The following is a 22,912-nucleotide window of genomic DNA, read 5'->3' on the forward strand; positions in this document are numbered from 1 at the left end:
GCCGACATCGTCAGCAGCCTTCTGTGCCGGCGGCGTCCTTCTTGACCTGTCCGGGCGCACAGCCCTTCTTGCCCTTGTTGTCAGAGCTTCCCGCGGCGCTGCCGCCGGTGCCGACGGTGCTGCCGGTCTTGTCTCCATCCGCCGACGAAGCGCCCGTTCCTACAGTTGAGGCCGAGTTCGCATCGCCCGAGCCTGCGGCGGAGCCGCCGGTGCCGACCGAGCTGCTCGAAGTGCCCCCACCGGCCGACGAACCGCCGGTGCCAAGCGTCGAAGCAGATCCCGAGCCGGAGCCCGAACCAGCAGCAGAGCCGCCGGTGCCGACAGTGCTGCTGGAGGTGCCGCCACCGGCTGATGAGCCGCCGGTGCCGACCGTCGAGGACGTGCCGGATTTGCAGTTGGTTGCGCCGGCAGGGCAGGTGCCCCCGGCAGAGCTGCCACCAGTACCGACCGTGCTGCTCGCAGTTCCGCCGCCGGCCGACGAACCGCCAGTGCCGACAGTGCTTGACGATTGAGCGAAGCCGGAAACAGTCGTGCCCGCCAGAAGGGCTGCTGCCAGTGCCAGGTGTGTTGCCTTCATCATGGTATTCCTCCGTTTGTCGTTGCCTGCTGTCGCATCCGGAGCGGATGGATAGCTGGGTGACAAACTTCGGTTTAACTCCACTGTTCCTGCCTTAGGCACTCAGTCGGATAGGTGCCGGACCTTGGTCCGATCTCACCGCCATGGCCGGAATTTTCGATTTTATCTCTCGCGAATCGCTAAAGCCAGATGGCGATAATGCACCATTTGCCCGGCAACCCAGGTCTCGAACTGGAGAAGTGTATGGTCGGGCATCAGTGCGACTTCACCGCCCGGCGAGATGCGATACCAGCCGTTCTGAGCTGCCTCGCCGAAGATGTTGCTGATATGCTGGCGAGAGACATCGAAACGTTCGGCCAGTCCTCGATATGTCAGGCTGCCGGATGCCGGCGAGCCTGTTCGCTGACGCAGAGCCTCGGCAATCACCGCGCAAAAGACAAGATGACCGGCATCTCTCTCGCTGTGTCGAACGATGGCCGGAAAAGGTCCAAACAGATCGTCCTTGACCGCATAACGCTCGGCAGAGAGAGCCAGCCAGCGCGCCAGCCGATCTTCGTCCATGACAAGATCGTCCGGGCGGATGGTCAGAGGCGGCGCAAGCAGTTCCGAGGATCCCAATGCTGCTAGTGGCGATTGCGCGATTTCACGCAGCAGTTCCAAGCTGGGCTTCAGGATCTGGGTGCGGCGGTCTGTCTCGAGCGACGTTGCGATGATGAGGCCGCGATCACGCAATCCGTTGATGAAATCGGCAATCTGGCGCGGACTGCCGGGAGCCGATCGTTGCAGAAGCGCAAGCGACGGGGGCGCGCCGCGGGACTCAAGCCACTGAACATAAAGGCAAATGAGCAGGAACGAGACGAAGTAGCGCTGCTTCTGGGCAAAGAGTTTGTTTGCGGGCAGCAGTTTCCGTGCACGGGCCGTCATGGCCTCGCAATAGACTAGGAGAGCGCTAGCATAGGAAGGGTGGCGCATCAGGCCTGTCGCCTCGACCCACAGACTGTCCGCAGCGAAATCCTCCACTCCGGCATAAAGACGTATTTCGCTCATGGTTCTTTTGACTGCCCAGGTGATCGATGCAAAGTTTAGACTCTCTCGCCGCGGGGGAGGCGACTTATACAGCTTTTGCGATTAATTTTTCAAACAAAGCTGATTCTAATGATAACACAGAGCCGATTTTCAGTTCATTTCGCCGTCGCCGGATCGGCCATTGCCACTTTTCTCTTCCCGATTACCGCTTATGCGGACTCTTCCCTCAATTCCTATGTCGAGATCAGCACCGGCGACGAGCTGGGAACGGATCAGGTCGACATGTCCACTGGCGGATGGATACGAACGGTGGCCACCGGAACGATCGATCTCGTCCCGGAAATCGATATTCTAGACGGCGCTACGGTGCGTTTCTCCGCCATTCCGGGAAGCGATCTGAATCTCAAGCTCTATCGGGTCGGCACGGGCGCGGAACTTCACTTCGGCGGTGCCGCCGACAGCGGCACCGTCACTCTTGCGGATTTCTTCTTTTCCGGCGGAAACCAGGATGTCTTTGTCGATTCCGGCACCCTCCTGGTCCCGGAGGATGGTCAAGGGGCACTATTGCGAGCTAGCACGACAACCGTCGCATCTGGCGCGACCGTGGACCTCGGGTCGCACAGCGATTGGATAGCCTCCCTTGCCGGCAGCGGCACGATCCGTCTCAACGACGCCGATCTCGAGATCCGAAACTTCTCCTTCGATGGCACGATCGACGGCGCAAACCGCGTGACCTTCAGCAGGGGCGGATCCTGGCGAGGCAGGTTTGCTGACGTCGACGAGGTCGCCCTCTCCGCCAATCAGACGCTGACCATTGTCGACGCCGGGGCCGCCGCCAACCTTTCCACGCTCGATTCGCTTCGATTGTCGTCAGGCTCGACCTTCGATCTCACGAGCTACGACGCCTCGCTCAACAGCCTTTATGGCGCAGGCCTGATTGGCACGACGGAGACGCTGGCGATCGGATCCGGAAATTATTCCGGTGGAATCGTCGCGGGTCGCGGGCTGACGATTTCCGGTGATTTTCAGTGGTCGGGACAGTCGCAGGGGGCGTTGTCGATCAATGTCCTGTCCGGCGCGACGCTAACAGCCAATGGCGGCAATGTGTTCGGGGGCTCGGCCGATATCAGCCTCGACGGCGCGCTGTACGTCAATGCGAGTGAAGCAGTGGACGCGTTGACCGGCAGCGGGACCGTCGAGGTCGCCAATAACGCCATTCTGTCGGTCGGGGCCGGTGATAGTTCTACGACATTCGACGGAGAAATATCGGGTCAGGGCGGCCTTACCAAAGCCGGCACCGGCACCTTCATTCTAAGCAGCCGACAGTCCTATACCGGCGCGACGACCGTCTCGGCGGGCACATTGCAGCTGATGTCGGTCAACGCTGTTCCCGCCACCTCGCCGCTCGAGGTGAGGACTGGCGCGCAGTTGAACATGGCCGGCTTCAACCAGGCTTTTGCGAGCCTGACAGGGAATGGGAACATTCTTCTCGGCAATGCAAACTTTTCCATTGGCGGGGTGGGTGGCAGCGGCTCCTTCAGCGGCGTCATCTCCGGGAGCGGGTCCGTTACGAAATCCGGCGCAGGTACGTTGGGTCTCTTCGGAAATAACAGTTTTTCGGGCGGGATGACTGTGGTCGGTGGAACGCTTGCAGTGTCCTCATCCGCGTCGCTGGGCGATGGAAGCACCACCAATACCCTGACCCTCGACGGCGGGACGCTGCAGACATTCGGAAGCGTTGCTTCTCCGGCTGCCCGGGGTGTGGTCATCGGAAGCGCCGGCGCAACCGTGGATACGAACGGCAATGCGGTGACCTTCGCCGGAGGAGTGTCCGGCGCCGGCCAGTTGACCAAGACCGGCGCGGGCACGCTGACTCTTTCGGGCAACAACACACGCTCGGGGGATACCGAAATCGATCAGGGGCGGCTGGCGGTGCAGAACGGCGGCGCATTGGCCGACGACGCCCGCGTGAACATTGCCGATCTTGCCGGCGCAGGGCTCGACGTCGCCACTTCCGAAACCATTGGATCGCTTTCGGGCGGCGGCTTGTCCGGCGGAGATGTAAGCCTATCCAATGCGGCGATCCTGACGGTCGGCGGCGACGACAGCTCTTCCACATTCGGCGGGTCGATCACCGGAGACGGCAGTCTCATCAAGACCGGAAGCGGCCTGTTTCAATTGACCGGCAATAGCACCTATACCGGCGACACCGACGTGCTCGACGGAACACTTTCGGTCAATGGCAGCCTGACCGGCGCGTTCAACATCGGTTCCGGTGCGAGACTTCAGGGAACGGGAAGTGTCGGCACGACCTCTCTTGCTGCAGGCAGCGTCCTTGCTCCCGGCAATTCGATCGGGACGCTGACGGTCACCGGCGATCTGAACTTCGATCCGACCAGCAATTTCGAGGTCGAAATCGGCAGCACCGGGCTCAGCGACAGGGTGGATGTCACAGGCACCGCATTTCTGAACGGCGCCAAGGTCCAGACGATCCTGTGGGACCCGTCCGTCAGCTACGTCAACGGCCAGTCCTACACGATCGTCTCGGCCGGCACCGTCTCGGGCACGTTCGGCGATCTGGAGATCGATTCCGCCTTCCTGAAGTCTTTCCTCAGCTATTCCGCCACCGACGTAACCTTGACCCTGCGTACTGTGCTGAGCCCCGGTTCTCTGTTTCCGAGCGCCGCCCTCACGTATAATCAGCAACAGTCGGCTTACGGCCTCGACTTCCTAGACCAGACGAGCGGCTCCAGCAGCCTCGCCCTCTACAATGCCATTCTTTATAGCGACAGGGCGGAAGCAAGGGATGCGTTTGACCAGCTCTCCGGTGAAATCCACGCCTCGTTGCAAAGCGGTCTTTTTAGCGAGGCCAATGACGTTCGCAACACGGTTTTTGACCGGTTGGACGAGGTCTTCCAATCCGGCGGCAGGGCATGGACAAGCGCCTATGGCAACATCTCCACGCTGGAGTCGGACGGAAACGCATCCAGCGCAACGAACGCGCGGGGCGGGGCGCTTTACGGCGCGGACTGGATGATCGACGATATCTCGGCGGGCGTCTTCGCCGGCTTCGGGCAATCCTTGTTCGAAATATCGGACCTCGGCTCTACGGCCAATGTCGACAGCGTTCACCTTGGCCTTTACGCCGCGCAGAGGTCCGGCAATTTCGAGATCAAACTCGGCGCATCGAATAGCTGGTACGATATCGAAACCCGCCGCAATATCGCCTTTCCCGGTTTCTCGGATACGCAGACGGCAAGCTATCACGGCAATACGGCCCAGGTTTTCTCGGAGGCATCGTATGATTTCAGGTTCTCTCAGAGCCTGATCGTCACACCTTTTGGACGGCTCGATTACGGTATCAGCCACCGTGACAGCTTTGAGGAAGACGGCGGGGCCGCATCGCTTTCCGGCGAAAGCGCGCGCGAAGACATGTTTGCATCGACAGTCGGACTTCGGGCGCAGCGACAATCCGTGATTGCCGATAAGACCGTGACCACCGGTATTGATGTTGCATGGAGACGCGCTCTCTATCAAGGCACGCCGCTTTCTCATCTGACATTCGAAAATGGGGGCAGTTTTACGGTCAAAGGGGTTCAGAATTCCTCGGACAGTGTGGTGGCGGGAGGATCCGTGGCTTTCCAGCTTGCTAGCGACGCGTCCCTGGCGCTGTCCTATCGGGGAGAATTCGGCGATGGCTTCAATCGCCACAGCGGCAGCGCCCGGCTGGACGTGAGATTCTAAGGGCAGTGGCGGTCGTAAGCCTGCCTCGAAAGACGAGGAGCTCATTGCTGCTCCCCCGGCTGGGACGTACTGTGCATGCGCAATGGGAGAGGGACCATGAGGCTTTCAGCTTTGTCCGACCGGCGGCAGCCGTAGTGCTGCCGTTTGCCTTCACATCGACCGACGTTATCGCCAAGGGCAAGCACCGAAGCTGTGCGCAGCTGCAGGCGATGATGGATAATGCCCTGACCGGCGGAAAGCATGCCGGGGATGGCGACGACAAGAGAGCCAAGATCGAAAGGAAGATGAGGAAGAAAGGCTGCTAGAGGCAAGTCGCCGCTAGAGCCTTTCCGGGTCGAGGAGGGCGCGACATCCATCAAATCCGCCTCATGCCGGACTAACCGCAGCCCGGGGACTACCTTTGGCAAACTCATGCACTAGATGGCGATCGAGGAGGACGCCACCGCCGCTCTTGGGAGGAGAACAGGCGGCATGCCAAGAATGAATGAAGAGGAAGACTGCATGACGATCGAGGACATCATCGAAACCCTGGAAAAGACTGACATGCCCGACAGCCGGATCGACGCTTTCATCACCTGTGCCTTTCTGTTGAAGCAACTCCGGCCGGCCGAGCCCAGCGATTTCGACGGTCCTCACGATTACCTGCCGAGCAGTATCAAGTCAGAGCACGGTTTCCTGATGGCGCGGCCCTTCACTCACGATGTCAACCACGCCATCGATCTGTGCCGGGAAGTTCGGCCGGATGCGGTTTGGCACCTTGCTCGCGGTCGCCAGGCAGCGGACGAGTCGCTCTACGGCGCGCAGTTGCGCGAGATCAAGGAGAGCGAAAGCGTGCTCGGTGAAGCCGAGAGCAATCACGCCGCGTTGGCGCTCACGCTCGCTGCGCTGCGGGCGCATGTCAGGCAGGAAGATGAAAAGAGGGCAGGTGCGTGAGGGCGCTGGATACTGCCCTGGAACGTCTTGCAGGTCCGCAATAACCTACGGATCGACCGGGAAGAGCTTCAGAAACTGCCGGTCGCCCTCCGGCGAAAACAGGATCGAGCGGCTTTCGGCCGTGCGCCGCGCCCAGCCTTTGTCGAGGAAGCTTGAAAGCAGCGCCTTGCCGAGGCTGCCGGCGAGATGGGCGCGTCTTTCGCTCCAGTCGAGGCAGGAGCGGCAGAGCGGGCGGCGCGAGGATCTGAGGTCGCCGACATTAATGCCGATGCATTTGAGATCGCCTTCGCCCTTTTCCGTCAGCGCCAAGCCGTCTCCGACCGCGTCGATCGAGCCGGAGGCAATCAGGCTGTCGAGCATGCGCACGCCGTAATCGCCGGCAAGGTGATCGTAACAGATGCGCGCCTTGCGCAGCGCCGGCTCCTTCGGTCCTGGCTGGTGGCGCAGATGGCCGCGTCCGGCGGCAAAACCCATCATGCTTTCGATCAGCCGGGCGACGGCCTCATCGGCCAGCGTGAAATAGCGGTGGCGCCCCTGTTTGCGCTGGGTTAGCAGCCCGCCGGCCTCGAGTTTGGCGAGATGCGTGCTCGCAGTCTGCACGGTGATGCCGCCGACGCCGGCAAGCTCGGTCGCCGTCAGCGCCCGGCCGCCGGTGAGTGCCGCCAGCATGTTGGCGCGGGCGGGATCGCCGATGAGCGCGCCGATCTGCGCAATGTCTGGGCCTTCCTTCATAGTTCGATCGTAACCGAAGCATCGCCGACAGGCAATGTGCGAAAAGCGGATCGACAGCAAAGGAGAAACGATATGATCACCTGCTTCATCCGTTATGAGATCGACCCCTTCAAGAAGGAGGCGTTTGCCGAATATGCCCGCAACTGGGGCCAGGCGATCCCGCGAAACGGCGCCGACCTGATCGGCTACTACGGCCCGCATGAGGGATCGGCAACGACGGCCTACGGCGTCTACAATATCGAAAGCCTCGCCGCCTATGAAGCCTATCGCGCCAGGCTGGCTTCCGACCCGCTCGGCCGTGAGAATTACGAATTTGCCAGACGCGAAGGCTTCATCCTGAAGGAGGATCGCATCTTCCTCAAAAATGTCTCCGCTCCTCACGCCAAGCTGGTGCTGCCATGATCGCCGTCATCTTCGAAGTCGAGCCCTATATGGGCGAACGCCACAAATATCTGGATCTCGCCGGCGAGTTGCGCGGCGAACTCGAAAAGATCGACGGCTTCATTTCGATCGAGCGTTTCGAGAGCCTGACGACGCGCGGCAAGCTGCTGTCGCTCTCCTTCTTCCGCGACGAGGCGGCGGTGAAGGAATGGCGCAATCTCGAGGCTCATCGGGCAGCCCAGCAGGCCGGACGCGGCGGCATCTTCGCCGATTACCGCCTGCGGATCGCCAGTGTCATCCGCGATTACGGCATGTTCGAACGCGACGAGGCGCCGGCCGACAGCCGCAAGGTTCACGATGCCGCCTGATCGCTGGCGGCGGCATTCTTGCCGCCGCTCGGCAGCCGACCGGCGTCGGCAAAGTCTACAGGTCACTCATCGGCCGTCCGAATAAATTCCCGAAATCGGCCACCGCTTCAGGCTTTGGTAACTAAGTTGCGTAACCATAACGGACAGTTAAGCGTAGAGCGTATGAGTGAGTATCAGAATGGCATCAGTTTTTCCGCTTGCCGACCTCAAGGCTTCCGTCAAGTCGGATTCCCGGCCGGCTTCTTGGGTCGACACGATCATCAAGGGCGACTGCGTCAGCGCCCTTGAAGCCTTGCCCAGCCACTCCGTCGATATCATCTTTGCCGATCCGCCGTATAATCTCCAGCTCGGCGGAACGCTGCATCGTCCCGACCAGTCGCTGGTCGATGCGGTCGACGACGATTGGGATCAGTTCGCCTCCTTCGAGGCCTATGACGCCTTCACCCGTGCCTGGCTGCTGGCCTGCCGGCGGGTGCTGAAGCCGACGGGCTCTATCTGGGTAATCGGCTCCTATCACAATATCTTCCGCGTCGGCGCCACGCTGCAGGATCTGAATTTCTGGATCCTCAACGACATCATCTGGCGCAAGACCAACCCGATGCCGAATTTCAAGGGCCGCCGTTTCCAGAACGCCCATGAGACGATGATCTGGGCAAGCCCCAGCGCCAAGGCCAAGGGCTATACCTTCAATTACGATGCGCTGAAGGCCGCCAATGACGACGTGCAGATGCGCTCCGACTGGCTGTTCCCGATCTGCAACGGCAGCGAACGGCTGAAGGGCGAGGACGGCAAGAAGGCGCATCCGACGCAGAAGCCGGAAGCGCTGCTCGCCCGCGTCATCATGGCCTCGACCAAGCCCGGCGATATCGTGCTCGATCCTTTCTTCGGCTCGGGAACGACGGGTGCCGTCGCCAAGCGTCTCGGCCGTCACTTCGTCGGCATCGAGCGCGAACAGGATTATATCGATGCGGCCTCGGCCCGCATCGCCGCCGTCGAGCCGCTCGGCAAGGCGGAACTGACCGTCATGACCGGCAAGAAGGCCGAGGTCCGCGTCGCCTTCAACGTGCTTGTTGAAAGCGGCCTGATCAAGCCCGGCCAGGTGCTGACCGACGCCAGGCGCCGCTATAGCGCGATTGTCCGCGCCGACGGCACAGTAGCTTCAGGCGGCGAGGCCGGCTCCATTCATCGTCTCGGCGCCAAGGTGCAGGGTCTCGATGCATGCAACGGATGGACCTTCTGGCATTTCGAAGACGGGCAGTCCCTGCGCCCGATCGACGATCTCAGGTCCGTCATCCGCAGTGATCTGGCAAAGGCGGAGTGAGCACCACCTTCGCGAGATCGAGATACCTTCTTCCGATTTCCCTCCAGTTGCGGAAGAAGACCAAGGCGCCCGGGGTCAAACCCGGGCGTCCTCTTTTTGTTTGCGCAATTCCGGACGCAAAACCGCTCGATACTTTTGCTGTAATTGCTCCAGTCAAAACTCCCGATCAGAACTCCTGGTAATCGGTGACCTCGACCCTTGTGACGCGGCCTTCCGCGTTGAAGGTGATCGTCTCCTCGCCCTCGCGGATCAGCGGCTTGCCCGTCTTGCTGTGGGTGGCGCGCACCGACCAGACCGATCGGCCGGAGAGCGGCGTCAAAGTTTCCACCAGCGAATTTTCCGCCGTCTGATCGGGATAATCGTCGAAATAACGGCGGAAGGCAGCCATGATCTCGGCGCGGCCGGCAAGACTGCCGACGCCGTTCGAGACATAGGTTGCATCCTCGGCGAAATAGGCCTCGATTGCGGGAAAATCGAGGGCGTTGATCGCGGCGTGGAAGAGTTCGATTTGCTTTGCCGGGTCAAAGGCCATGGTTCAGACCTTCACCCCATAGCCTGCGAGATCGCTGCGCAGCTTTTCCGGGCCTGAGAATAGCACTGCATTCCAGCCGAAAGCCTTGGCGCCTTCGACATTAACAGGCGCGTCGTCGATGAAGATCGTCGCTGCCGGATCGAGGCCGAAGCTTTTCGTATGCGTCTCGTAGATCGCGATATCCGGCTTGATCAGGCCGACATCGCCGGAAACCGTGACGCCGCGCGGCTTGGTCAGGAACGGGAAGCGCGCCTGCGCCTCGCGGAAGGTGTCGGAGGCGAAGTTGGTGAGCATCGTTACATCACGCCCCTCCGCGATCAGCCCTTCCATGATCGCGACGCTGTCGTCATAGGCGTGCGGCACCATCTCGTGCCAATATTTGCGGAAGGCCCGGATATGCTCTTCGCGCGCCGGGTGCTGTTTTATCAGCAGGGCTTCGGCCTCCGCCCAGGTGCGGCCGCGGTCCTGCTCGATGTTCCAGTCATGAGTGCAGATATTGGCGAAGAACCAGTTGCGCTCGGTCTCGTCAGGGATGAGGCGGCTGAAAGGAAGATGCGGATCGTAATGAATAAGGACTTTGCCGATGTCGAAAACGATATGTCTTATGTCGGTGGTCATGGTCATCCCTTGGATGTTTTAAACGCGAGAGGAATAGCCGCTGCGATCGCTTTTTTCATGATGGTTGGTAAGGCCTGGGCTTCAAGATTTGTAACCGGCTCCCACCATCCGTCATTCCGGCCGTCATCCATGGCGACTTTGGCAGCGATTGCCGCACGCCAGATCGAAAGCCTGAGCTCGAAATGGGTGAAGACATGGATGACGGTGCCAGAGGACTGCCATGCCGCGTCGAAGGGCGCGGCATCAGCTGAGGTCTCGCCGTCGATGCGCGCCGTCCACGCCGTCGTCGGCACCTCGGTCATGCCGCCGAGCAGGCCGCTGTCGATGCGCCGCCGCAACAGGATCTCGCCATCACCTGTTACCGCGATGAAGGCCGCGCCGTATCTGACCGGCTTCTCCTTCTTTGCCGCCTTGACCGGAAAGAGCTCGGGATCGGAAAGTTTGAGCGCCTCGCAGGCACCCCGGAACGGACAGAGCGAACAGGCCGGCCGTTTGGGGGTGCAGATCGTCGCGCCGAGATCCATCATCGCCTGGGCGAAATCGCCGGGCCGATCGGCGGGCGTCAACAGCGCCACCTTCTCTCTCATCGCCGGCTTTGCGGCCGGAAGCGGCGTTGAAATCGCATAGAGCCTGGAGATCACCCGCTCGACATTGCCGTCCATGACAGCCGCCTGCCGGTTGAAGGCGATGGCCGCGACGGCGGCTGCCGTATAGTCGCCGATGCCGGGGAGCGACTTGAGGCCCTCTTCAGTATCGGGAAAGATGCCGCCATGCTCTTTCGCCACCGCTGCGGCGCATTTCTTCAGGTTGCGGGCCCGCGCATAATAGCCAAGCCCCGCCCAGGCCGCCATCACCGCATCGTTTTCGGCTGCGGCAAGATCGGTCACTTCGGGCCAGCGCTGCAGAAACCGTTCGAAATAGGGTTTGACCGCCTGCACGGTCGTCTGCTGCAGCATCACCTCGGACAGCCAGACGCGATAGGGATCGGCCTTGACGCCGCGGGCCGCCATGCCAGGCGAAACGCGCCATGGCAGGTCGCGGTGGTGGCGATCGTACCAGTCGAGCAGGGGCTTGGCTAAGGGCGTGTCGAGTGTGGTGATCGTCATGATTTGCCGCGATGGGGGGAAGTGCCTATACTTGGCGAAGCAATGCCGCGCGATCAAGTCGCCAATACGAATTGGCATGCGAATTGGCGGCGTCGCTGAAGGGTTTCGATGAGTTATCCACGTAAAGGTGCAAAGCAGATCTCCGAGCTGGCGAACGGGCTGATCGATCCCGTGCTCGCCCGGCGCGCCGGCATCAACACGGCTTTGCTCGGCTCGTGGAGCGAAATTGCCGGCGAAGATTTCGCCGATTGCACCCGGCCGGAAAAGATCGCCTGGGCCCGCGGCGGCGATGAGACCGGCGGCTTCCGGCCCGGTGTGCTGACGATTGCCTGCGAGGGCGCGCGTGCGCTGTTCCTCACCCATGCACAGGGCGAACTCATCCAGCGCATCAACAGCTTCTTCGGTTTCGCCGCCGTCCACCAGATCCGCATCGTCCAGAAGCCGGTCTCACAAGCCATCCGCCGCTCCCGCACCCCGCCGCCGCTGAAAGGCGAAGCCGCCCGCAAGCTCGAAGGCATGATGGAGGGGATAGAGAACGACAAGCTGCGCCAGGCGATCCAGCGCTTGGGCACGGCGGTGATGGGGAAGCGGGGGAATCAACGCTAACCCTTTACGGTCATGGGTCCCCAGCCTGAACTGTACTTGCCGTGAATCATGAGCGTTGACTTCAGCTAAGCGAATTCCTTTTGCTGATCCGCGTAAGGTCGTGCTAGATTTTAACCCATGACTAGCAAAAGACCCAAGTTGACCCGTAACGCCAAGACCGGCGGCCTGACCCAGGCCGGTGCCGAAAAGATCAGTGCGGTTGAAGGCTTGGTCCTCAGCCCGCGTATGCGCAAGCTCCTCGCCGAGACCAAGGATCAGCCGCCCGAAGAACGCCGCCAGGCGATCCGCGCACAGTTCACGCGCAAGTCCGCTTAGGCGTTGGTCTATACCGCCGAATCCGATCCCCTCTGTTATCCGGGCACGACCGTGCTCCGCAACAAACTGGACCTCACGGACCAGAGCGAGCTCGACGAGTTCGAGACAACGATGTTCGTGCTCCGCTCGGAAGAACCTTGGCCGGAGGGTTATCTGGATGTCACTCACTATCTCGCCCTTCATCACCACCTGTTCCAGGACGTTTACGATTGGGCCGGTGAGATTCGCACCATCCGTATCGGTAAAGGTGGCAACTGGTTCTGCTACCCGGAATTCATCGCGAAAGAGCTCAATCGGATTTTCCAGGAGCTGGCCCAGGCGGATTATTTCGAGGGGCTGACACCCGGCTGGCTTTGCGGCTCAGGCGGCGCACCTCCTTGCCGAAATTAACGCCATCCACCCGTTCCGTGAAGGCAATGGCCGCACCCAATTGACTTTCTCGCGCTTCTGGCCCGGCATGTCGGCCTGCCATTCAATGCCGAAGTGCTGGATCGTGAACGTGTCATCGAGGCCATGATCGAGAGCTTTGCGGGCTCCGAGCAGCCGCTAGCGACGCTGATCCTCGACATCGTCACCGAACCTTGACGCTAACCTCTTGAATATTCCTCGGCGGTGTAGAGGCACTGGCGATCGAACGCCTCGGATGCCATACTTGCAGAGCAGACGGGAGAAAAATCATGCTGGTCTTGCAGTTGCCCGCTGATATTGAAGCGCGGCTGATTGAGCTTTCGAGGCGTACCGGCCGCAGCAAGTGCTTCTATGTGCGGCAAGCCATCCTCGCGCATCTCGACGACGTCGAAGATATCTATCTTGCCGAAAGGCGCCTCGAAGAACTTCGCCGCGACGAGGGCGATACTGTGCCGCTGGCCGAGCTGACGGCGCGTTACGGGTTGGACAACTGAGCGACCAGCCGATACGGGCTGGCAGCCGCCGCGATGTCTGCCGATGAAATCGGGCAAAACCTCCAATCCTGCAATTTTTGGTCTAGTCGTCTTCCCACGGTCACAATTCTTTGAAGAAAGTTGGCGAACCGTGCCTTGTGAGTGGCCGCAAGCCGTTATATCGCACAGTCATGCCGTCAATATCTTTAGTTATGGGGAATCCATGCAGATGTCCGAAATGCAACTGACGAAACGCCGCCTGCTCAGCGGTATCGCCATCGCCGCCGCTGCCGTAGCGCTTGTCGCCTGCAACGACAGCAAGGACGCTGCCGATGCTTCGTCCTCCGGCAAGACCATGGCTGATGGCACCAACGTCGACACCATGCAGACGGCGGCCACCGCGGCGACCGAAATGCCGGAGTCCGACGGCGATGTCGACATGGCAGAAGTGCTGAAGCCCGGCGTGCTGCCGGAAATGGCGCTCGGCAAGGCCGACGCCCCGGTCAAGATCGTCGAATATATGTCGATGACCTGCCCGCATTGCGCCCATTTCCACAACACCACCTTCGACACGATCAAGCAGAAATATGTCGACAGCGGCAAGGTGCAGTTCATCATCCGCGAATTCCCCTTCGACCCGCGCGCCGCCGCAGCCTTCATGCTCGCCCGCTGCAATTCTTCCAATCCGGAGCAGTTGAGCACGCCGGAACAGTATTTCCCGATGGTTTCGATGCTCTTCAAGCAGCAGCAGGTCTGGGCCGCCGCCGATGATGGCCGCGCCGCACTGCTGCAGATGTCGAAGCTTGCCGGATTTACTGAGGATAGCTTCACGAAATGCTTGACGAACCAGAAGCTTCTGGATGAAGTGAACGCCACGCGGGAAAGAGGTTCCAAGGATTTTGGCGTCAACGCCACCCCGACTTTCCTGATCAATGGCAAGCGCTACTCTGGAGACATGCCGGTTGACACCTTGTCGAAGCTCATCGACAGCCTGCTCTGAACCGGATCGTTTCGATAGAACGGGCGACGGCGAAAGCCGTGCGCCCGTTTTTTTGTGGCTGCGTGGCAAACCTGAACTGCGCTGCGGAGCTTCCGCATGAAGTTCAACAAGCTGCGCCTGGTCGGCTTCAAATCCTTCGTCGAGCCGACGGAATTCATCATCGAGCGGGGACTGACCGGTGTTGTCGGGCCGAACGGCTGCGGCAAGTCGAACCTTGTCGAGGCGCTTCGCTGGGTGATGGGCGAAAATTCCTACAAGAATATGCGCGCCTCCGGCATGGACGACGTGATCTTTTCCGGTTCCGGCAACCGCCCGGCGCGCAATACCGCCGAAGTGGCGCTCTATCTCGACAATGCCGAGCGCACCGCGCCCGCCGCCTTCAACGACAGCGATGAGATCCAGGTCACCCGCCGCATCGAGCGTGAACAGGGCTCGCTCTATCGCATCAACGGCAAGGAAAGCCGCGCCAAGGACGTGCAGCTGCTGTTTGCCGACGCCTCCACCGGCGCGCGCTCGCCCTCGATGGTCGGGCAGGGGCGTATCGGCGAGCTGATCCAGGCCAAGCCGCAGGCCCGCCGCCAACTGCTCGAAGAGGCGGCCGGCATCTCAGGCCTGCATTCCCGCCGCCACGAGGCCGAGCTGCGGCTGCGCGCCGCCGAAGGCAATCTCGAGCGTCTCGACGACGTCACCTCGCAGCTCGAAAGCCAGATCGAGAGCCTGAAGCGCCAGGCCCGCCAGGCAAACCGCTTCAAGACGCTGTCTGCCGATATCCGCGCCCGCGAGGCGATGCTGCTGCATATCCGCTGGGTGCAGGCCAAGGAGGCTGAGGCCGAGGCCGACAGTGCCTTGAACCAGGCGACATCAGTCGTCGCCGAAAAGGCGCAGATGCAGATGGAGGCGGCGAAGAACCAGGGCATCGCCAGCCTGAAGCTGCCGGAACTGCGCGAGGGCGAGGCGCGCGCGGCTGCCGCCCTGCAGCGCCTGCAGATCGCCAGAAGCCAGCTGGAGGAGGATGCCGGCCGCATCCTGCGCCGCCGTGACGAGCTGACCCGCCGTCTCGCCCAGCTTGCCGAGGATATAAGCCGCGAGCAGCGGTTGGTGGCCGATAATGCCGTCATCCTGGCGAGGCTCGATGCCGAAGAGGCGGAGATTTCAGAAATCCTCGCCGATTCCGGCCGTTATGCCGAGGAAACCCGCGAGGCCTTCGAGGAGGCGGCGGCAAAACTTGCCGACAGCGAGCGCATCTTCACCCAGCTGACGGCCGAGCGCGCCGAGGCCGCCGCCGGCCGCAACCAGCTGGAACGCGCCATCCGTGATCTCACCGACCGCCGGATGCGCCTTGAACGGCAGATGGACGAGGCAAACCAGGAACTGTCAGCCGTCGGCGAGAAGATCGCCGGCCTGCCCGATCCCGATGAAAAACGCGCCATCGTCGAAGCCGGCGAGATCGCCGTCGCCGACGCGGAAGCCGCCGTTCAGGTGGTCGATCAGGCGCTGGCGAGCGCCCGCCAGACCGAGGCGTTGTCGCGCGCCCCCGTCGAGCAGGCCCGCTCTAGCCTGAATGCGCTGGAGACCGAGGCCCGCACCATTTCCCGCATGCTCGCAGCCGGTGCCGCGGCCGGCAAATTTCCGCCGGTTGCCGATGAGCTGAAGGTCGATCGCGGCTTCGAGACCGCACTCGGTGCCGCCCTCGGCGACGATCTGGAATCGCCGCTCGATGCCGAGGCGCCGGCCCATTGGTCCGACAATGGCGATGGCGCAGCCGATCCCGCCCTTCCATCCGGTGTTGCGCCGCTGCTGGCCCATGTCCGCGCGCCGGCGGCACTCACCCGCCGCCTGCGCCAGATCGGCCTGGTCGCGGAAGGCGATGCGCAGTCGCTGATGACGGCGTTGAAGCCCGGCCAGCGGCTGGTGACGAAAGAGGGTGCGGTCTATCGTTGGGACGGCCATGTGACGGGTGCCGATGCCCCGAGTGCGGCGGCACTGCGCCTTGCCCAGAAGAACCGCCTGGCCGAACTCGAAGGTGAAGCGGCCCTTGCCCGCGACGTGCTTGCCGAAGCCGAAGAGCGGCAGGCAGCCGCTGCCGAAGCGATCCGCGCCGAGGAGCGCCGGCTTGCCGAGGCGCGTGACATGAGCCGCCTGTCGGCGCGTCATTTGGCCGAAGCGCGCGATGCGCTGGTTGCCGCCGAGCGTGCCTCCGGCGATCTCATCCGCCGCCGTGATGTCGTCAGCGAGGCCGCCAGCCAGTTGCGCGCGCAGCTGGAGGAGATCGCCATCCAGGAAGAGAATGCCCGCATCGAGCTGGAGGATGCGCCCGATCTGACTGCGATCGACGAGCGGCTGCGGTTCCAGCAGGCGGAAGTGGCGACCGATCGTGGCGCGCTGGCCGAAAGCCGCGCCCGCCATGAAAGCCTGGCGAGGGAAAACGAAGCCCGCCAGCGCCGCATCATGGCGATCGGCCAGGAGCGCGAGACCTGGCGCCAGCGGGCGGCAAGCGCCGAAGACCATGTTGCGACGCTGCGCGAGCGCGAGGAAGAGGCGCGCGACGAGGCTGCCGAGCTCGAACTGGCGCCGGATGAATTCGACGACAAGCGCCGCGCTCTGCTCAGCGAATTGCAGAAGGCCGAGGAGGCGCGCCGCCAGGCCAGCGATCTTCTGGCCGAGGCCGAACGCATCCAGCGCGAAGCCGACCAGAAGGCAACGACGGCGCTGTCGGAACTTGCCGAATGCCGTGAGCGCCGCGGCCGCGCCGAGGAGCGCCTCGTCTCCGCCCGCGAGAAGCGGCAGGAAAGCGAAGGCCGCATCCGCGAGGTCCTGAACGTCGCCCCGCACGAGGCGCTGCAGCTGACCGGCCGCCCGACCATGCAGGCGCTTCCTGATCCGCGCGAAGTCGAGCGCGAGCTGGAACGCCTGAGGATCGAGCGCGAGCGGCTGGGTGCCGTCAACCTGCGCGCCGACGAGGAACAGAAGGAACTGAGCGAGAAGCTCGAAGCGCTGATCAAGGAACGCGACGACGTCATCGATGCGATCCGCAAGCTGCGAGGCGCCATCCAGAGCCTCAACCGCGAGGGCCGCGAGCGGCTGATCGCCGCCTTCGACATCGTCAACGCCCAGTTCCAGCGGCTGTTCACCCATCTTTTCGGCGGCGGCACCGCCGAGCTGCAACTGATCGAATCCGACGATCCGCTCGAAGCCGGCCTCGAAATCCTCGCCCGTCCGCCCGGCAAGAAGCCGCAGACCATGACACTGCTATCCGGCGGCGAGCAGGCGCTGACGGCAATGGCGCTGATCTTTGCCGTCTTCCTCACCAACCCGGCGCCGATCTGCGTGCTCGACGAAGTGGACGCGCCGCTCGACGACCATAATGTCGAGCGCTACTGCAACCTGATGGACGAAATGGCGGCTTCCACCGAAACCCGCTTCGTCATCATCACCCACAATCCGATCACCATGGCCCGCATGAACCGCCTGTTCGGCGTCACCATGGCCGAGCAGGGCGTCTCCCAACTCGTCTCCGTCGACCTGCAAATGGCCGAGCGCCTGCGCGAGATTGCCTGAGGTTTTCGACGAACGCGTTTTCTGCGTCGGGGAGATTGGCGAGAGCAGCCCCTCATCCGCCTGCCGGCACCTTCTCCCCGTAAACGGGGCGAAGGGGATATGCCGCACCGGCTTCCTCAATCTCGACGTTGCGTTTGGCACGTCCCCTCGCCCCGCGAGCGGGGAGAGGGTTAGGGGCAAGCCACTAGCGCCAATCGGACAGCAGTGGGCCTGCTCCGAGCATCCACGTCGACGCCAAGCGCAGACGCAATTTCAGCAAAGGTGCGGCGCGGTTTTGCGCCCGGAAATTGCGTAAAGTCAATTGACAAGAAATAAACACCAAAAAAGGTCGGCTTCCTTGCGGTCTGTACCCCATTTGGGTGATGCTCTTTTCGCTGACTTGCATTAGAAGTTGTTTCAACGCAACCTAATTACTCTGCTGGAAAGCGAGCGACCAAAGGTTGCGCATTGTCGAATTTGCGTGCGGTTTTCCGGGCGAGGGCAAGAACCGGAAGCCGTTGGAGCAAATCCAGGGAAGTGGCGATCCATTTTCCCAGGAATTGCGTAGAACGAAGGTCAGAGCGGTTCTGTTTTGCAAAAGCTGAATCGTTCCTGGGTTGAGGGACCCCCCGTCCGGTTTTCCTGGCCGGACGGAAACAAGGCTTTGCGGGACATTGTTGCAGTCCCGCAAAGCTTTTTTTGTGCCTTTTTTCATCTCGGCCATCTTTCAATCGTTTTGACCGCCGGCTGCCGTACGATTTATTGTGCAGCGCAACATTCTGCCGCATTTGTCGATTTTCATTTCAACACCAACGGATTAAGCTAATCCTGATTTGGTGTTGGGGGGAAGATGACCAAGTGGGTCTATAGGTTCGGCGACGGGCAGGCTGAGGGCCGGGCGCGCGATCACGAGGTTCTGGGCGGCAAGGGCGCCAATCTTGCGGAAATGTGCGCGCTTGGACTGCCGGTGCCGCCGGGGCTGACGATCGTCAGCGACGCCTGCAACACCTATTACAAGAACGGCCGTCACATCGAGGATCAGGTGAAGGCTGAGGTGCGCGCCGGCATAGCGGCGATCGAGGCAATCACCGGCCGCCGTTTCGGTTCCGTCAGCCAGCCGCTGCTGCTCTCGGTGCGCTCCGGCGCCCGCGTCTCGATGCCGGGCATGATGGACACGGTGCTCAATCTCGGCCTCAACGACGAGACGGTGCAGGCGCTCGGCCATGATGCCGGCGATGCGCGTTTTGCCTGGGACAGCTACCGCCGCTTTATCCAGATGTATGCCGATGTCGTCATGGGGCTCGGCAACGACGCCTTCGAGGAGATTCTGGAAGACGAGAAGGCCAAGCTCGGCCATGAATTCGATACCGAACTCAGCGCCTCGGAATGGCAGCACATCGTCTCGCTCTACAAGAAGCTGATCGAGGAGGAGCTGGAGCAGGAATTCCCGCAGGATCCCGAAGTCCAGCTCTGGGGCGCGGTCGGCGCCGTCTTTGCCAGCTGGATGAGCGCGCGCGCCGTCACCTACCGCCATCTCCACAATATTCCGGAAGGCTGGGGCACGGCGATCAACATCCAGGCGATGGTCTTCGGCAATCTCGGCAATGCGTCGGCCACCGGCGTTGCCTTCACCCGCAACCCCTCGACCGGCGAGAGGGCGCTTTACGGCGAATTCCTGGTCAATGCCCAGGGCGAGGATGTCGTTGCCGGCATCCGCACGCCGCAAAGCATCACCGAGGAGGGGCGGATTTCCTCCGGCTCCGAAAAACCCTCGATGGAAAAGCTGATGCCGGAGGCGTTCCGCGAGCTCTGCCGCATCTGCACCGAGCTCGAGATCCATTACCGCGACATGCAGGATATCGAATTCACCATCGAGCGCGGCAAGCTGTGGATGCTGCAGACCCGCTCGGCCAAGCGCTCGACGCGGGCGGCCATGAAGATCGCCGTCGACATGGTCGACGAGGGGGTGATTACCGAGGACGAGGCGGTGCTGCGCATCGAGCCTTCCAGCCTCGACCAGCTGCTGCATCCGACGATCGATCCGCGCGTCACCCGCCAGGTGATCGGCAGCGGGCTGCCGGCCTCGCCGGGGGCTGCCACCGGCGCCATCGTCTTCACCGCCGAAGAGGCCGTCGAGGCGGAATCCGAAGGCCGCAAGGTTATCCTGCTGAGGGTCGAGACCAGCCCCGAGGATATTCACGGCATGCATGCCGCCGAAGGCATCCTCACCACCCGCGGCGGCATGACCAGCCATGCGGCGGTCGTTGCCCGCGGCATGGGCATCCCCTGCGTCGTCGGCGCCGGCACCATGCGCATCGACGTGCGCAACGAGCGGCTGCTCGGCGTCGGCGTGACGCTGAAGAAGGGCGATATCATCACCATCGACGGCTCGGCCGGCCAGGTGCTGAAAGGCGAGGTGCCGATGATCCAGCCGGCGCTGTCGGGCGATTTCGGCCGCATCATGGGCTGGGCCGACCGCGCCCGCCGCATGACGGTGCGCACCAATGCCGATACGCCGGCCGATGCGCTGGCCGCCCGCTCCTTCGGCGCCGAAGGCATCGGCCTTTGCCGCACGGAACACATGTTCTTCGAGGGCGAGCGCATCCATGTGATGCGCGAGATGATCCTTGCTGTCGACGAGAAGGGCAGGCGGGTGGCGCTCGACAAGCTGCTGCCGATGCAGCGGCTGGATTTCACCGGCCTCTTCACCGTCATGCATGGCCTGCCGGTAACGATTCGCCTGCTCGATCCGCCGCTGCACGAATTCCTGCCGAAAACCGACGACGAGGTCGCCGAGGTCGCCTTCGCCATGGGCATGGAGGCATCCGTGCTTCGCCAGCGCGTCGATGCGCTGCACGAGTTCAACCCGATGCTCGGCCATCGCGGCTGCCGGCTGGCGATCTCCTATCCCGAAATCGTCGAGATGCAGGCCCGCGCCATCTTCGAGGCGGCGGTCGCCGCAGCCAAGGAGACCGGGGCAGCCGTCGTGCCGGAGATCATGGTGCCGCTCGTTGGGCTGCGCACCGAGCTCGATTACGTCAAGGCGCGCATCGACGAGGTCGCCGGCGCCGTCATGAACGAAGCCGGTATGAAGATCGATTATCTCGTCGGTACGATGATCGAGTTGCCGCGCGCCGCCCTTCGCGCCCATGTGATTGCCGAAGCCGCCGAATTCTTCTCCTTCGGCACCAACGACCTGACGCAGACCACCTTCGGCATCTCGCGCGACGACGCCTCGGCCTTTATCCCCACCTATCAGCGCAAGGGCATCATCGAGCACGATCCCTTCATCTCTCTCGATTTCGATGGTGTCGGCGAATTGATCAGCATTGCCGCCGAACGCGGCAGGCGCACCCGCAACGACATGAAGCTCGGCATCTGCGGCGAACATGGCGGCGACCCGGCCTCGATCCGCTTCTGCGAGACGATCGGCCTCGATTATGTCTCCTGCTCGCCGTTCCGCGTGCCGATCGCCAGGTTAGCGGCGGCGCAGGCGGTGATTGCAGGCAGTCTGGAAGATGTCAGGCGCGGTCCGAAAGACCTACGGGCGAGCGTGTAAAATATCGGTGGAGTGTGGGGCAGGGCGCCCCTGGCCCTCAGTGATGGTGCCGCCAGCGATCGCGGTAGATATAAGGCCCGTTCAGATCCCAGGCCATGCGGTCCATCATCTCCGCACTTTGCGCCCGTGATTCGGCGCGCCGGTCGAGATCGATGCGCTGCAGGCAGGTGGCAAACCCATCCGTGCCGCGCCGGAAGCCATAGCCGAGGCACCGCTGCTCATCCGCGGCCCGCCGCTCCTCCGGCGTCATCGTCTGGCAGGCCGAGAGCCCGGCGACGATGGTGGCCATGACGGTGATGAGAAGACGAATGCGCATCGGTGTATTCCTTGGAATGCTTCTCCATGAGGAAAGGCCATTCGGGCGAGGGCGTCAAGCCATCCTTAGCCCGGGAGATCGTTGAGATCAGCCCCTCATCCGGCTGCCGCCACCTTCTCCCCGCTCGCGGGGCGAAGGGACCCCGCTGCAACCTCTCCGTTCCCCTTCCTCCACCTCTCGTATGGCACGTCCCCTCGCCCCGTTTACGGGGAGAGGGTTAGGGTGAGGGGCAGCCATCGGCACGAACTAACAGCCGCGGTATGCTCTACGCCGCCCCAGCCGGATCCCCGATCGGCAGCAGCGCCGGATTAAGCGGCGGATCCTGAGGATTCTTCGTATCAGCAGGGTCCTGCGCCGGTGTCAGCGGCGGTTTTTCCTGGATGCGGTCGGGAATGCCGGGCGTCGGCGTCGGGCCGCGCGGTGTATCGGCATTGGGTGTCGGGATTGGGTCTCTGTTGGGCATGAGTGCCTCCTTTTCGAAAAAGGAACGGCAGCCTCGGCACTTGGTTCCACTTTCGCCGAGGGCCATTCCTATGTATGAGGAAAGCATGGCCACTCCATGAGCGGCCGGAAACCTTGGAACGAGCATGGCCCTTCGCGATCGATTTTCGAAAAAACTGAGCTGTCCGCAATGCGGCAATGAGGGCTTTGCCGAAGCCTCGGAAGTTGACGATCCCAAGCGCAAGCACCCGGATTTCAAGGTCGATCAGCTGCCGCGCGGCTTTGGCGTGCAGCGGCCGTCCAACCATCAGGAAAATTTCGTCATCAAGTGCGAATGCGGGCGCAAGTTTCCGTTCCGCAGCGTTGCGGAAGCCGCGGCCGAGCGCCGCTAACATCTTGATCTAGAACTAGATCCGTTCCAGCAGTTCGATGAAGGCATCGGCAAAACGCACCAGCGGCGCGGTCTCTTCATCGGGCGCCTGCATGCGGATCTCGGTGCCGTTATCGTCGAGCAGCGCCAGCACGACGCGCATCTCCTGGCCGTCTTCAGGAATGCGCAGCACGGCAATGCGCCGGCAATCCTGAACCAGGCCCCCGGCCGGCAGGTCGAACAGCAATTCGCCGCCGGAGCGGGCCGCTGCCTGGCGCACGGCCTCGCAGAAGCCGGCATCGCCGCCGGCATAACCTTCGAGCGAAAGTTCGAGCTCGAGCAGCTCCATCGGCAGCATCGGCTCGGACTGGTGGTCGATCCCGCCAAGCGCAGACGCCTGCGGCCTTGCTGCAATCTCGGGTGAAATCATCCCGTCTCTCCTCTACATCTGGAGATAAAACCCCGGCAGAATGACCTTTTTTTGACATATCAGCAAGGGCTTATGAAGCAGCCGCCGTTTCGCCATGGCCTTCGCCGTGGATTCCAACG

At 62.4% G+C, this 22,912-nt stretch carries 24 protein-coding genes; 15 read left to right on the plus strand and 9 right to left on the minus strand.

Translation table 11 applies throughout. The features are described from left to right. Positions 1-10 precede the first annotated feature (10 nt). Both RL_RS05540 and RL_RS05545 read right to left on the minus strand, forming a co-directional pair. On the minus strand, positions 11-580 hold the full coding sequence (locus RL_RS05540) for a hypothetical protein (protein ID WP_028742811.1): 570 nt from the start codon (positions 578-580) through the stop codon (positions 11-13). Between the two features lie 159 nt (positions 581-739). Further along, positions 740-1,624, minus strand: a complete 885-nt coding sequence (locus RL_RS05545; RefSeq protein WP_011650800.1) for a hypothetical protein — start codon at positions 1,622-1,624, stop codon at positions 740-742. 108 nt (positions 1,625-1,732) lie between these two features. On the opposite strand from RL_RS05545, the gene RL_RS05550 reads away from it, so the two are divergent. The 3 genes from RL_RS05550 (at position 1,733) to RL_RS05560 (ending at position 6,280) form a co-directional block, all read left to right on the plus strand. Continuing rightward, positions 1,733-5,347 (plus strand): autotransporter outer membrane beta-barrel domain-containing protein, encoded by a 3,615-nt coding sequence (locus RL_RS05550; protein WP_028742812.1) that lies wholly within the window; start codon positions 1,733-1,735, stop codon positions 5,345-5,347. Positions 5,348-5,394: 47 nt separating this feature from the next. After that, the gene (locus tag RL_RS05555; protein WP_225510734.1) at positions 5,395-5,652 is read left to right on the plus strand and encodes a hypothetical protein; all 258 of its coding nucleotides are present in this window, start codon (positions 5,395-5,397) and stop codon (positions 5,650-5,652) included. A 196-nt stretch (positions 5,653-5,848) separates the two neighbouring features. After that, positions 5,849-6,280: a hypothetical protein gene (locus RL_RS05560; RefSeq protein ID WP_244432350.1), complete on the plus strand. Its 432-nt coding sequence runs from the start codon at positions 5,849-5,851 to the stop codon at positions 6,278-6,280. Positions 6,281-6,325: 45 nt separating this feature from the next. Here RL_RS05560 and RL_RS05565 read toward each other — a convergent pair whose 3' ends face one another. Then, a complete protein-coding gene (locus RL_RS05565) occupies positions 6,326-7,012 on the minus strand; it encodes an ArsR/SmtB family transcription factor (RefSeq protein WP_011650804.1) in 687 nt (228 codons plus the stop codon). Positions 7,013-7,084: 72 nt separating this feature from the next. Between RL_RS05565 and RL_RS05570 the strand changes: the two genes are divergently transcribed. The 3 genes from RL_RS05570 to RL_RS05580 all read left to right on the plus strand — a co-directional run bounded on the left by RL_RS05570 (position 7,085) and on the right by RL_RS05580 (position 9,082). Continuing rightward, on the plus strand, positions 7,085-7,414 hold the full coding sequence (locus RL_RS05570; RefSeq protein ID WP_011650805.1) for an NIPSNAP family protein: 330 nt from the start codon (positions 7,085-7,087) through the stop codon (positions 7,412-7,414). Beyond that, entirely contained in the window at positions 7,411-7,761 is a 351-nt protein-coding gene (locus RL_RS05575) for an antibiotic biosynthesis monooxygenase family protein (protein ID WP_011650806.1), read from the plus strand. Before RL_RS05570 ends, RL_RS05575 begins: the two co-directional genes overlap by 4 nt. 178 nt (positions 7,762-7,939) lie before the next feature. Then, a complete protein-coding gene (locus tag RL_RS05580) occupies positions 7,940-9,082 on the plus strand; it encodes a site-specific DNA-methyltransferase (protein ID WP_011650807.1) in 1,143 nt (380 codons plus the stop codon). Between the two features lie 166 nt (positions 9,083-9,248). On the opposite strand, the gene RL_RS05585 is transcribed toward RL_RS05580, so the two are convergent. From RL_RS05585 to mutY, 3 genes are read right to left on the minus strand one after another with little or no spacing between them, the layout of a single operon-like run. Then, positions 9,249-9,614 (minus strand): nuclear transport factor 2 family protein, encoded by a 366-nt coding sequence (locus RL_RS05585; RefSeq protein WP_011650808.1) that lies wholly within the window; start codon positions 9,612-9,614, stop codon positions 9,249-9,251. A gap of 3 nt (positions 9,615-9,617) precedes the next feature. Continuing rightward, positions 9,618-10,232 carry an HAD family hydrolase gene (locus tag RL_RS05590; RefSeq protein ID WP_011650809.1) on the minus strand — a complete coding sequence of 205 codons (615 nt, stop codon included), beginning with the start codon at positions 10,230-10,232 and terminating at the stop codon, positions 9,618-9,620. A 2-nt stretch (positions 10,233-10,234) separates the two neighbouring features. Beyond that, entirely contained in the window at positions 10,235-11,338 is a 1,104-nt protein-coding gene (gene mutY / locus RL_RS05595; RefSeq protein WP_011650810.1) for an A/G-specific adenine glycosylase, read from the minus strand. Between the two features lie 108 nt (positions 11,339-11,446). Between mutY and RL_RS05600 the strand changes: the two genes are divergently transcribed. The 8 genes from RL_RS05600 (at position 11,447) to ppdK (ending at position 21,236) form a co-directional block, all read left to right on the plus strand. Next, complete coding sequence (locus RL_RS05600; protein WP_011650811.1) at positions 11,447-11,944, plus strand: DUF721 domain-containing protein; 498 nt, start codon at positions 11,447-11,449, stop codon at positions 11,942-11,944. Positions 11,945-12,061: 117 nt separating this feature from the next. After that, positions 12,062-12,259, plus strand: a complete 198-nt coding sequence (locus RL_RS05605; protein ID WP_011650812.1) for a hypothetical protein — start codon at positions 12,062-12,064, stop codon at positions 12,257-12,259. 3 nt (positions 12,260-12,262) lie between these two features. Next, a complete protein-coding gene (locus RL_RS05610) occupies positions 12,263-12,649 on the plus strand; it encodes a Fic/DOC family protein (RefSeq protein WP_041936195.1) in 387 nt (128 codons plus the stop codon). Then, on the plus strand, positions 12,645-12,776 hold the full coding sequence (locus RL_RS41100) for a hypothetical protein (protein ID WP_326492026.1): 132 nt from the start codon (positions 12,645-12,647) through the stop codon (positions 12,774-12,776). The genes RL_RS05610 and RL_RS41100 overlap by 5 nt, the downstream gene beginning before the upstream one ends. 160 nt (positions 12,777-12,936) lie before the next feature. Further along, positions 12,937-13,161, plus strand: a complete 225-nt coding sequence (locus RL_RS05620) for a type II toxin-antitoxin system RelB family antitoxin (RefSeq protein WP_011650813.1) — start codon at positions 12,937-12,939, stop codon at positions 13,159-13,161. Positions 13,162-13,363: 202 nt separating this feature from the next. Further along, a complete protein-coding gene (locus tag RL_RS05625; protein ID WP_041936196.1) occupies positions 13,364-14,140 on the plus strand; it encodes a DsbA family protein in 777 nt (258 codons plus the stop codon). A gap of 96 nt (positions 14,141-14,236) precedes the next feature. Continuing rightward, entirely contained in the window at positions 14,237-17,698 is a 3,462-nt protein-coding gene (locus tag RL_RS05630; RefSeq protein ID WP_011650815.1) for a chromosome segregation SMC family protein, read from the plus strand. Between the two features lie 829 nt (positions 17,699-18,527). Then, a complete protein-coding gene (gene ppdK, locus RL_RS05635) occupies positions 18,528-21,236 on the plus strand; it encodes a pyruvate, phosphate dikinase (RefSeq protein WP_011650817.1) in 2,709 nt (902 codons plus the stop codon). Positions 21,237-21,273: 37 nt separating this feature from the next. Here ppdK and RL_RS05640 read toward each other — a convergent pair whose 3' ends face one another. Both RL_RS05640 and RL_RS05645 read right to left on the minus strand, forming a co-directional pair. Beyond that, positions 21,274-21,552 (minus strand): hypothetical protein, encoded by a 279-nt coding sequence (locus RL_RS05640; protein ID WP_011650818.1) that lies wholly within the window; start codon positions 21,550-21,552, stop codon positions 21,274-21,276. Between the two features lie 265 nt (positions 21,553-21,817). Continuing rightward, positions 21,818-22,015 carry a hypothetical protein gene (locus RL_RS05645; RefSeq protein WP_025393517.1) on the minus strand — a complete coding sequence of 66 codons (198 nt, stop codon included), beginning with the start codon at positions 22,013-22,015 and terminating at the stop codon, positions 21,818-21,820. Positions 22,016-22,139: 124 nt separating this feature from the next. Between RL_RS05645 and RL_RS05650 the strand changes: the two genes are divergently transcribed. Beyond that, positions 22,140-22,385 carry a hypothetical protein gene (locus RL_RS05650; protein WP_003557210.1) on the plus strand — a complete coding sequence of 82 codons (246 nt, stop codon included), beginning with the start codon at positions 22,140-22,142 and terminating at the stop codon, positions 22,383-22,385. Positions 22,386-22,400: 15 nt separating this feature from the next. On the opposite strand, the gene RL_RS05655 is transcribed toward RL_RS05650, so the two are convergent. Beyond that, positions 22,401-22,793 carry a hypothetical protein gene (locus RL_RS05655; protein ID WP_011650820.1) on the minus strand — a complete coding sequence of 131 codons (393 nt, stop codon included), beginning with the start codon at positions 22,791-22,793 and terminating at the stop codon, positions 22,401-22,403. Between the last annotated feature and the right edge of the window lie 119 nt (positions 22,794-22,912).

This window comes from Rhizobium johnstonii 3841, assembly GCF_000009265.1.
Taxonomy (GTDB): domain Bacteria; phylum Pseudomonadota; class Alphaproteobacteria; order Rhizobiales; family Rhizobiaceae; genus Rhizobium; species Rhizobium acaciae.